The sequence below is a fragment of the Pseudomonas sp. CFBP13509 genome (assembly GCF_005233485.1).
Classification (GTDB): domain Bacteria; phylum Pseudomonadota; class Gammaproteobacteria; order Pseudomonadales; family Pseudomonadaceae; genus Aquipseudomonas; species Aquipseudomonas marginalis.
On record NZ_QGAA01000031.1, the window covers coordinates 45,648 to 55,878 of the forward strand.

Consider the following 10,231-nt stretch of genomic DNA (forward strand, 5'->3'; position numbering starts at 1 on the left):
TCGCCATGTTCATGGTGGCTGTGCGCAGGGCACCTTCGGGTGCGCCGGGTTCAACTGGCCGGTCGACTAACCTGCGTACAGCCGCCACCCGACGTTTAGTCGCGAAAGGTTCGGTTCCTTACCTACCAGTTGGAATTACACCATGAACAAAGTCCTACCCGATCCACCCCACGATCCCGCCAAAGACCGCGCCGCGTTCAACCGCGCCATCGATCACTATCTCCCCACCCAAGGCTTTCACTCCGTCAACGAAGACCTGAGCTTTGAAGATGCCCTGCTCTACACCGCCAGTTTGCTCGACAGTGCGTCGGCGACTGCGTTGGATTGTGGGGAGCAACTGGAAAGCCCGGAGCGGGCGAAGATCTTGGCGGTGTGGCATTTGCTGGAAATTGCCAAAACCACTGTGGATCGCTCCATCAACTGCCTGAAACGCGGTTAGACATGTGGGGGGGCTTGCTCCCGATGGCGGTGGGTCAGTTAAGTAGATGTCAACTGACACTCCGCTATCGGGGCAAGGGTATCTACACAACTTTTCAGACCCTGACAAATCTCCCTGTGGCGAGCGGGCTTGTCCCGCGCTGGGCTGCGTAGCAGCCCCAGTCAAGAAGATCGCGGTGTATCAGACACTCTGTAGAGGCTGGTTTTGGGGCTGCTGCGCAGCCCAGCGCGGGACAAGCCCGCTCACCACGACAGCCCTATCCGCCGCGCTTTCAGCGTTGAGCCAACGTTGTGTAGATACCTATGGCTATCGGGGTGTAGCCCCCCTCCCGCATTTCAACCTTACGCGCCGCGAAAATCTGCGGCATTCAGCCCGAACCGACTCATCTTGTTGTACAGCCCACCCCGCGATACGTTCAGTTGCCGGGCGGCCAGGCGGATGTTGCCGCCGGTGCTTTTGAGGGCGGCGAGGATGGCGTGCATTTCGTGGCTGCTCAGGTCCTGGGCGGGCTGAGGTTCGTGGTGGCGCAGCGTGGCGCGCGGTCTGGTTTCCAGGGGTAGATCGGCGGCCTGGATCAGTTCGCCCGTCGCCAGGTTGGTGGCGCGTTCGATGCTGTTTTCCAACTCGCGCACATTGCCTGGCCAGGCGTAGGCCGAGAGCAATTCCAGCGCATCCGGGGCAAAGCCCTGCACCGCTTTACGCAGCGAACGAACACAGCGCGTGAGGAAGTGCCGCGCCAGCAACGGGATGTCTTCACGGCGCATGCGCAGCGGCGGTACGGTCAGGTTCAGGACGTTGAGGCGGTAGTAGAGGTCTTCACGGAACGCGCCTTCGGCCACCGCCTGGCTGAGGTTGCGGTGGGTCGCGGCGATGATGCGTACGTCCACTGGCCGTGAGCTTTTCGCGCCGACGCGGGTGATCTCGCCTTCCTGCAACACCCGCAGCAGGCTGACCTGAGCGTCGAAGGACATATCGCCAATCTCATCCAGAAAGATGGTGCCGCCATCCGCCAGTTCAAACTTGCCCGCCGACCCGCCCCGGGCCGAGCCGGTAAACGCGCCTTCGACGTGCCCGAATAGCTCGCTCTGCACCAGGTCCCGTGGGATCGCGCCGCAGTTGACCGCCACGAACGGGCCATTGGCGCGGTCGCTGGCGTTGTGGATGGCCTGGGCGAACAGCTCCTTGCCGGTGCCGCTTTCGCCGAGGATCAGGGTGGTGGATTCACTGCGACTGGCGATGCGTCCCAGGTGCAGCGCGTCCTGGATCGCCCGCGACGTGCCCTGGATGGTGTCGAAGGTGTAGCGCGCCTGGGTGCTGATGATGCGCCGGGTGATTTCACGGATGCGGCGGTTCTCGCGCAGGGACACGATCACCCCGCCCTGCTCCAGCGGGCACACCGAGACCAGGCAGGCGAGCTGGCTGCGGTCGTGCAGGTGGAACGTGCAATCGAGGTCACGCACCGGCTCGCCGCCGCGTAGAAGCATGGCGTCACTCAGCTCACTGCGGCCCAGGCGCTGGAAGGGGCTGCCGATCAGCTCCAGCCCCACCCCGAACAGTTGCCGGGCATAACGGTTGAGCGCCTTGATGCAGCCGCGCTCATCGAGCACCACCAGGCCTTCGTTAAGCACTTCGAGCACGGTTTGCTGCTCTTCCAACAGCGCTTGCAGGTCCATCTGGCGGGAGACCGCTTCGGCAGCCGCTTGCACGGTGCCGAGGGTGTGAAAGTGAAACCAGCCGGGTTCGGCGGTGAGGGTCAGCATCGCCAGGGTCTGGCCCTGGGCATTCCTGATCGGCGCGGCGGCGCAGTGCATACGGCGTTGGCGCAGGCCGCTGCCGAAGTTCTCCTCGGCCAGCACGTACACCAGGCGGTCTTCGGCCAGGGCCAGGCCCGTGCAGTTGGTGCCCTGGACCGATTCGAGCAGGCGGCTGCCGACGGGGGTGATGTCCAGCCCGCAGAAATACAGGGTGGTGCCCTCGGCGTCGGTGAGGTTGATATGCCCTCGCGGGTTATAGGCCAGCAGGCCATGCATGACCTGCGCAGCGGCGGCGATCAGGACACGGTGGGTGGCCAGGGTGGCAGCAAGGTCGTGGGGCGCCACAAAGCGGTACTGGCTGTCATCCGGGTCGATACCCGCCTCGACACTGCGGCGCCAGGAATCCCAGATCACCTGCCGCACCTCGGCCGGGCGCTGCACCTGCCCGGCCAGGCACGCGCGCCACGCCTGTTCCAGCGCAGCCACGGGGCCGTCGTTCAGCGCCGCAGGCCCCAGGGCCGTCAGGTAGTCGAGGTCTTGTACGCTGAACGCCATGCTCATCGGGCGGTATCCATGTTCATATTTTTGACATGTCAGTATAGGCATGTCATCAGAATGAACACCTTCTGTTTATTGTATTTTATAAACCCTTAATTATCAGTCGCTTGTAAATTGGCATAACCTTTGCTCCTGCCCCTTTGCCAGTCAGGGCTGTCCTGCGGCCAACAATAAAAAGGGGTTATTTCATGAGTACACAGAACATCCGCCTGGGCTTGATCGGCGCGGGTCGCATGGGCAGTTTCCACGGCCTGACCGCTGCGCGACACATCCCTGGCGCAACCCTCGCCGCCATCGCCGACCCCACTCCCGGCCAAGCCGCACGCCTGGCGGCCGAACTGGGGGTAGCCAAGGTCTACACCGACCCGCAACAGCTGCTCGACGACCCGGACATCGACGGCGTCCTCATCGCCGCCCCCGCCCGCAGCCACGCCGAACTGGTGATCAGCGCCGCCCGCGCGGGCAAGGGGATCTTCTGCGAAAAACCCATGGCCATCACCCTCGACGAAGCCGACCGCGCCATTGCCGCCGCGGCCGATGCGCGCGTGCCGCTGCAGGTCGGTTTCAATCGGCGTTTCGCCAAGAGCTTCCGCACGGCCCACCTCGATGTGGCGGCCGGCCGCATCGGCACGCCGCAGTTGTTGCGTTCGCTGACCCGCGACCCGGCACTCAACAACCCGGCCAATTCGCCGCAATGGGTGATCTTCCTGGAAACCCTGATCCACGACTTCGACACCCTGCGCTACCTCAACCCCGGTGCCGAAGCGGTGCAGGTGTATGTGATGGCCGACGCATTGATCGCGCCGGAGTACAAAAGCAAAGGCTTCCTCGACACCGCCGTGGTCGCGATCCGCTTCGACAACGGCGCCATCGCCACCGCCGAGGCCAACTTCCAGGCGGTGTACGGCTACGACGTGCGCGGCGAAGTGTTCGGCAGCGCCGGCATGCTGAGCATGGGCAGCCTCAACGACTCCGACCTGGTGCGCTACCTGGCCGAGGGCATCCAGGCCGACACCCAGCGCATGGACACCGACCTGCTGCGCGACGCCTACATCGCCGAACTCAACCACTTTGTCGACTGCCTACGCACCGGCGCCAAACCCATGGCCAGTGGCGAAGACGCGCGCGCCGCCCTGGCGATTGCCCGCGCCTGTATCGAGTCGTTCGAGACCGGCAAGGCCGTGGCCGTGCAGGGAGCCCGCTGATGAGCCCGTTCAAACTGGCGATCAGTGCCGAGATGGTGTTTCTCGACCTGCCCTTCGTCGAGCGCGTGAAGCGCATCCATGCACTGGGTTTCAGTGCGGAGATCTGGAATTGGACCAATAAAGACATCAGCGCCCTGGCCGCCACCGGCGCCGATTTCACCTCGATGACCGGCTATATCAGCGGCACCCTCACCGACCCCGACGGCATCCGCCAACTGCTCGACAGCGCGCGCGAATCCATCGGCGTCGCCGAGCGCCTGAATTGCCCCAGCCTCAACCTGCACGGCACCGGCCTGGGTGACGGCGGCCTGCCGGTGCAGCCCGTGAGCCAGACCACCGGACGCATGTGGCTGAGCGCGTGCAAGGCGCTGGAAAAAATCGCGCGCCTGGGCGAAGACGCCGGCCGCGTGTTCCTGCTGGAAAACCTCAACACCGAGGTCGACCACCCCGGCACCCCGTTCGCCCGCGCCGACGACACCCTGGCGCTGATCGAAGCCGTGGGCAGCCCGCACCTGAAGATGAACCTGGACCTGTACCACGCGCAGATCGGCGAAGGAAACCTGATCGAGCTGATCCAGCGCGCAGGCAGCGCCATCGGTGAAATCCAGGTGGCCGACGTGCCCGGACGCAAGGAGCCTGGCACCGGCGAAATCCACTACCCGGCCATTGCCAGGGCCTTGCACGCCATGGGATACAACGGCGTGGTCGGCCTCGAAGGCTGGGCCAGCGGCGACAGCGAGTTGGCCTTGGAGCGTTTCCGTCAAGCGTTCACCCTATAACAATAAAAGGAACACCCTCATGCATCGCTATTCATTGCTTGTTGCTGCATTTTTACTGCTTTTCAGCCAATGGACCTTCGCCGCGTATCGCATCGGCGTGAGCATCGCGCGGGTCGACGATAACTTCATGACCTACGTGCGCACCGGCCTGGAAAATGCCGCCAAGCAACAGGACGTGCAGATCCAGTTCGAAGACGCCCAGGGCGACGTGGTGCGCCAGCTCAACCAGGTCGAAGGTTTTCTCAACCAGAAAGTCGACGCCGTGATCGTGCTGCCGGTGGACACCGCCGCCACCGCTAACATGACCCGCGCCGCCGTGGCGGCCAAGACGCCGCTGGTGTACGTCAACCGCCACCCGGATGAGCGCACCTTGCCCAAGGGCGTGGTCACCGTGGCATCCAACGATATCGAGGCCGGGCAATTGCAGATGCGCTACCTCGCGGAAAAGCTCGGCGGCAAAGGCAATGTGGCGATCATCATGGGCGACCTCGCACAGAACGCCACCCATGACCGTACCGAAGGCGTCAAGCAGGTGCTCAAGGACTTTCCCGGCATCAAGGTGGTGGAGCAGCAAAGCGCCGAGTGGCAACGCAACAAGGGCATGGACCTGACCAGCAACTGGCTGCTGGCCGGCACGCAGTTCGATGCGATTGTGGCCAATAACGATGAAATGGCGATTGGCGCGGCCATGGCCTTGCAACAGGCGGGCAAGGCCAAGGGCGAGATCGCGATTATCGGCATCGACGGCTTGCCTGACGGTCTGGCGGCGATCAAGCGCGGCATGCTCACGGCGTCGGTATTCCAGGACCCCAAGGCCCAGGCCACGCAAGCGGTGCAGTCGGCGATCAGGATGATCAAGGGCGAGCCGATCGAGTCCGAGGTGTGGGTGCCGTTCGAGCTCATCAAGCCCGAACAGGTGGCGGTGTTCGAACAGCGCTACAAGTAAATCGAAGATCAGTGATCGTTCCCACGCGCGTGGGAACGATCAGCGAATCAGTCCAGGTCACTTGCATCATGGCGTTCGGGCAACTGTTCCTCGCCCGACACCCGATTCACCCGCCGCCCACGCTGCACCGCCGGCCGCGCCTCAATCGCGTCCGCCCAGCGCTGTACGTGCTTGTACTCGTGCACCGAGAGAAACTCCGCCGCCCCATACAAGCGGCCTTTGACCAACCCGCCGTACCACGGCCAGATGGCGATATCGGCGATGGTGTATTCATCCCCGGCGATGTATTCGCTCACGGCCAGGCGCTGGTCCAGCACATCCAGCTGGCGCTTGGTTTCCATGGCAAAGCGGTTGATCGGGTATTCCATCTTGCTCGGCGCATAGGCATAGAAATGCCCGAAGCCGCCGCCCAGGTACGGTGCGCTGCCCATCTGCCAGAACAACCACGACAGGCATTCCGCACGGGCCCCAGGCTCGGTGGGGAAAAAGGCGCCGAACTTCTCGGCCAGGTACTGCAGGATCGCGCCGGACTCGAACACGCGAATCGGCTGGGCGCCGCTGTGGTCCATCAAGGCCGGGATCTTCGAGTTCGGGTTGACCCCGACAAAGCCGCTGCCGAACTGGTCGCCGTCGCCGATCTTGATCAGCCAGGCGTCGTATTCCGCGCCGCTGTGCCCCAGGGCCAGCAGTTCCTCGAGCAGGATGGTGACCTTCTGCCCGTTGGGCGTAGCCAGGGAATACAACTGCAGCGGATGCTTACCGACCGGCAATTGCTTTTCATGGGTAGCGCCGGCGATGGGCCGGTTGATGCTGGCGAAGGTGCCGCCACTTTCGGCGTCCCAGGTCCAGACCTTGGGTGGGACATAGCTGGATGAATCGGTCATGCTCACTGCTCCTGAGGCGCTTGGGATGGATGAATTCAAAGCGCATCTTACCGATTGGCTCACATTCAGATACCCCCACATGGCCGACAGACTCGAAGATATCCTCGCCAATCACCTGAAGGTCGTGTTCTGCGGCATCAACCCCGGCAAGGGTTCCGCCGCCCTCGGCCTGCATTTCGCCAACCGCAGCAACCGCTTCTGGCGCACCCTGCACCTGGCCGGCTTCACGCCCCATGAAATCCGCCCCGAACACGGGCGTACGCTGCTGCACTACCACTGCGGCCTGACCACGTTGGTGGATCGTCCCACGGCCAGCGCGGGCGAATTGGCACGGCATGAGTTCACACAGGCCGCGACGAACTTCGAACACAAAATCCGCCACTGCGCGCCGCGCTTCGTGGCGTTCATGGGCAAGCCCGGCTACAGCGCGTTGAGCGGCCAACGCGAGATCGCCTGGGGCTTGCAGCCAAAAGTGTTGGGCGGCGCGTCAGTGTGGGTGCTGCCCAATCCCAGCGGACGCAACCTGGCGTTCAGCCTGGAGCAGTTGGTGCAGGCGTATCAACAATTGCGCCGGGCGACCGAGTGCCCTTAATCTCTTGGCTCGTCACCCTGATAGCAATGGAGGCTTCATGAAACTGATCGGCATGCTGGACTCGCCCTACGTGCGCCGCGTGGCCATTTCCCTGGACCTGTACGGGGTGGATTTCGTGCATGAACCCTTGTCCGTGTTCCGCACCTTCGACGAATTTGCGCAGATCAACCCGGTGGTCAAGGCCCCTACCCTGGTGCTGGACGACGGCACGGTATTGATGGACTCCAGCCTGATCCTGGAGTACCTCGAAACCCTGGCCCCGGCTGACAGGAAGCTGTTGCCCCAGCATCCTGCGGCACTTGCCAAGGACTTGCACGTTCTGGGACTGGCGCTGGCAGCCTGTGAGAAGAGCGTGCAGATCGTCTATGAACACAACCTGCGCCCGGCCGAGAAACTGCATGCACCGTGGCTTGAGCGCGTGACCGGCCAATTGCTCGCGGCCTATGGATTGCTGGAGAAGCAGCTGGGCGACAGCGAAGCACTGACCCAGGCGTCGATTACGGCGGCGGTGGCCTGGTCGTTCAGCCAGTTCACCGTGGCATCGGTGGTCAAGGCGGATGCATTTCCCAACCTGCAACGGCATGCCGAAAGGCTGGAGCAGCATCCGGCGTTCAAGCGTTACCCCATCGCCTAAGCACCGCAGTTCAAATGTGGGAGGGGGCTTGCCCCGATAGCGGTGTGTCAGTCAGCAGATGTATTACTGAAAGACTGCTATCGGGGCAAGCCCCCTCCCACATTGGCCTGGGTTGCATGAAGGATTGAGTCAGGCTCAGACCCAGCCGCCATCCACAATAAAGTTCTGCGCCGAACACATCGCCGAGGCATCGGAAGCAAGAAACAGCGCCATATTGGCGATGTGTTCCGGCAGTACGCTGCCGGGCAGGCACTGGCTGCGGCTGATCAGTTCCTTGGCGGCGTCATCCACCCACATGGACAGCTGTTTTTCGGTCATCACCCAACCGGGCACCAGCGTGTTCACACGGATACGGTTCGGCCCCAGCTCCCGTGCCAGCGCGCGGGTCATGCCGTGGGCGGCGGCCTTGCTGGCGGCGTACACCGGGTAGCCGGCGGAGGCCATCATCCAGCCGACGGAGCCGAGGTTGATGATCGAGCCGCTGCCGGCGCGTTTCATCATCGGCACCACGGCCTTGGCGGCAAAGAAGGCGTGTTTGAGGTTGACTGAGATCAGCTTGTCGAAGGTTTCCGAATCGACTTCTTCCAGGGTGTGGCGCACGTCATTGGCGGCGTTGTTCACCAGTACGCTGATCGGCCCCAGGGAATGCTCGAAGCGCCCTATGGCCGCTTTGTAGGCGATTTCATCGGTGATGTCGCAGCACACGAACTCCACAGCATGCCCCTGGGAACTCAACAGCGCCGCCAGGCGTTCGCCCTGGCTTTGCGCGCGGTCCACAAACCCGACCCTGGCACCCTGCGCGGCGAAGGCCCGCACCATGAATTCGCCGATCCCCGAGGCGCCCCCGGAAATCAATACGGTCTTGCCCTTGAGGTCGGGATAAACGGCGTGTTCAGTACTCATAAAAGGATGCCTCGATCAATTAGTCTTATTTTATTTTACGAAATCGGCTTTAAAGGCTATAAATTCGCTGTCCAACCGACAAAATATCGCTATTAGTAGAACTATTCCACTCAAAACAACAAAAGGAAGTTCGACCATGAAGCACCCTCGATACCTGCTGTCCGGCCTGGCGCTGTCCATGATGATCGCCAGCGGCGGCGCCCAGGCGGCCGGCCTGAGCAGCGAGCAAAAACCTTTCGGTAAAACCAACGACGGCACCGCCGTCGAACAGTACATCCTGCGCAACAGCCACGGCATGCAAGCCACGGTGATCACCTACGGCGGCGTGTTGCAATCGCTGAAAGTGCCGGACAAAAACGGCAAGGTCGACGACGTGGTGCTGGGCTTTGACGACGTGCAAGGCTATCAAAGCGGTACGGCGTTTTTCGGCGCAACCATTGGCCGCTTCGGCAATCGCCTGGCCGGCGGCGCCTTTGAACTCGACGGCAAGCGCTTCCAGGTGCCGCTCAACGACGGCCCCAACTCACTGCATGGCGGCGCCCAGGGCTTCGACAAGCAGGTGTGGAAGGCCGAGCCGGTCAAGGACAAGGATTCGGTCGGCGTGAAGCTGAGCTACCTGTCCAAGGACGGCGAGATGGGCTTTCCCGGTAATTTGAAAACCGAAGTCACCTATCGCCTCAACGACAAGAACGAACTGCACATCGACTACAAGGCCACCACTGACAAGCCGACGGTACTCAACCTCACCAACCACAGCTACTTCAACCTGGCCGGTGCGGGTAACGGCGACATCCTCAAGCACGTCACAACATTGCATGCCAGCCATTACACCCCGGTGAATGCCACCTTGATTCCTACCGGCGAACTGGCACCGGTCAAGGGCACGCCGATGGACTTCCTCAAGCCCACCCCGATCGGCCAGCACATCAAGGAAGATCACCCGCAGCTCAAATTTGCCGAGCCGAAACAGGGCGGGTTTGACTTCAACTGGGCGCTGGACACCAAGGGCGACGTCAAGCAACTCGCCGCCGAGGTGCACGACCCGGCGTCAGGCCGGCGCTTGCAGCTCTACACCAGCGAACCGGGCGTGCAGTTCTATACCAGCAACTTCCTGGATGGTTCGGTGAAGGGCAAAGGTGGCAAGACCTACCTGCACTGGAGTGGTTTCACCTTGGAGACCCAGCACTTTCCGGATGCGCCTAACCAGCCGACGTTTGCCTCGACCCGTTTGAATCCGGGGCAGACGTATACCCAGAACACCGTCTTCAAGTTCTCCGCTGATTAACCTGACAGCAACCCGCTTCGGTTAACGAAGCGGGCTTTTTTTGTGGTGAGCGGGCTTGACCCGCGCTGGGGCGCGAAGCGGCCCTAAAACCCGCCACCCGGTTCAGCCTGGAAGAATGCAGTGACTGTGTTGGGGCCGCTTCGCGCCCCAGCGCGGGGCAAGCCCGCTCACTACGACGGGCTTGGTTACCACCATCAGCGTTGTTTCATGCGGTCGATGACCACCGCCAGCAGCAGGAGCGAACCGCTGTGG

Annotated in this window: 10 protein-coding genes; 7 read left to right on the forward strand and 3 right to left on the reverse strand. The window is 62.6% G+C overall.

The window, feature by feature from the left end; all coding sequences use genetic code 11:
• The first annotated feature begins 142 nt into the window (after positions 1-142).
• Positions 143-439: a DUF6124 family protein gene (locus PspCFBP13509_RS30155; protein WP_053128775.1), complete on the forward strand. Its 297-nt coding sequence runs from the start codon at positions 143-145 to the stop codon at positions 437-439.
• A 341-nt stretch (positions 440-780) separates the two neighbouring features.
• On the opposite strand, the gene PspCFBP13509_RS30160 is transcribed toward PspCFBP13509_RS30155, so the two are convergent.
• Positions 781-2,754 carry a sigma-54 interaction domain-containing protein gene (locus PspCFBP13509_RS30160; RefSeq protein WP_137213105.1) on the reverse strand — a complete coding sequence of 658 codons (1,974 nt, stop codon included), beginning with the start codon at positions 2,752-2,754 and terminating at the stop codon, positions 781-783.
• 185 nt (positions 2,755-2,939) lie between these two features.
• Between PspCFBP13509_RS30160 and PspCFBP13509_RS30165 the strand changes: the two genes are divergently transcribed.
• From PspCFBP13509_RS30165 to PspCFBP13509_RS30175, 3 genes are read left to right on the forward strand one after another with little or no spacing between them, the layout of a single operon-like run.
• A complete protein-coding gene (locus PspCFBP13509_RS30165; RefSeq protein ID WP_065923814.1) occupies positions 2,940-3,956 on the forward strand; it encodes a Gfo/Idh/MocA family oxidoreductase in 1,017 nt (338 codons plus the stop codon).
• On the forward strand, positions 3,956-4,735 hold the full coding sequence (locus PspCFBP13509_RS30170) for a TIM barrel protein (RefSeq protein ID WP_053139449.1): 780 nt from the start codon (positions 3,956-3,958) through the stop codon (positions 4,733-4,735). Before PspCFBP13509_RS30165 ends, PspCFBP13509_RS30170 begins: the two co-directional genes overlap by 1 nt.
• A 19-nt stretch (positions 4,736-4,754) precedes the next feature.
• Positions 4,755-5,681 (forward strand): sugar ABC transporter substrate-binding protein, encoded by a 927-nt coding sequence (locus tag PspCFBP13509_RS30175; RefSeq protein WP_027607581.1) that lies wholly within the window; start codon positions 4,755-4,757, stop codon positions 5,679-5,681.
• Between the two features lie 47 nt (positions 5,682-5,728).
• On the opposite strand, the gene yghU is transcribed toward PspCFBP13509_RS30175, so the two are convergent.
• Positions 5,729-6,565, reverse strand: a complete 837-nt coding sequence (gene yghU, locus PspCFBP13509_RS30180; protein ID WP_065923812.1) for a glutathione-dependent disulfide-bond oxidoreductase — start codon at positions 6,563-6,565, stop codon at positions 5,729-5,731.
• A gap of 79 nt (positions 6,566-6,644) precedes the next feature.
• On the opposite strand from yghU, the gene mug reads away from it, so the two are divergent.
• Both mug and PspCFBP13509_RS30190 read left to right on the forward strand, forming a co-directional pair.
• Positions 6,645-7,157, forward strand: coding sequence for a G/U mismatch-specific DNA glycosylase (gene mug, locus PspCFBP13509_RS30185; RefSeq protein ID WP_137213106.1), 513 nt, complete (start codon positions 6,645-6,647; stop codon positions 7,155-7,157).
• Between the two features lie 37 nt (positions 7,158-7,194).
• Complete coding sequence (locus PspCFBP13509_RS30190; RefSeq protein WP_074846076.1) at positions 7,195-7,791, forward strand: glutathione S-transferase family protein; 597 nt, start codon at positions 7,195-7,197, stop codon at positions 7,789-7,791.
• Positions 7,792-7,926: 135 nt separating this feature from the next.
• On the opposite strand, the gene PspCFBP13509_RS30195 is transcribed toward PspCFBP13509_RS30190, so the two are convergent.
• Positions 7,927-8,694 carry an SDR family NAD(P)-dependent oxidoreductase gene (locus PspCFBP13509_RS30195; protein WP_065923810.1) on the reverse strand — a complete coding sequence of 256 codons (768 nt, stop codon included), beginning with the start codon at positions 8,692-8,694 and terminating at the stop codon, positions 7,927-7,929.
• A 136-nt stretch (positions 8,695-8,830) separates the two neighbouring features.
• Between PspCFBP13509_RS30195 and PspCFBP13509_RS30200 the strand changes: the two genes are divergently transcribed.
• The gene (locus PspCFBP13509_RS30200; RefSeq protein WP_065923809.1) at positions 8,831-9,979 is read left to right on the forward strand and encodes an aldose epimerase family protein; all 1,149 of its coding nucleotides are present in this window, start codon (positions 8,831-8,833) and stop codon (positions 9,977-9,979) included.
• Positions 9,980-10,231: the final 252 nt, after the last annotated feature.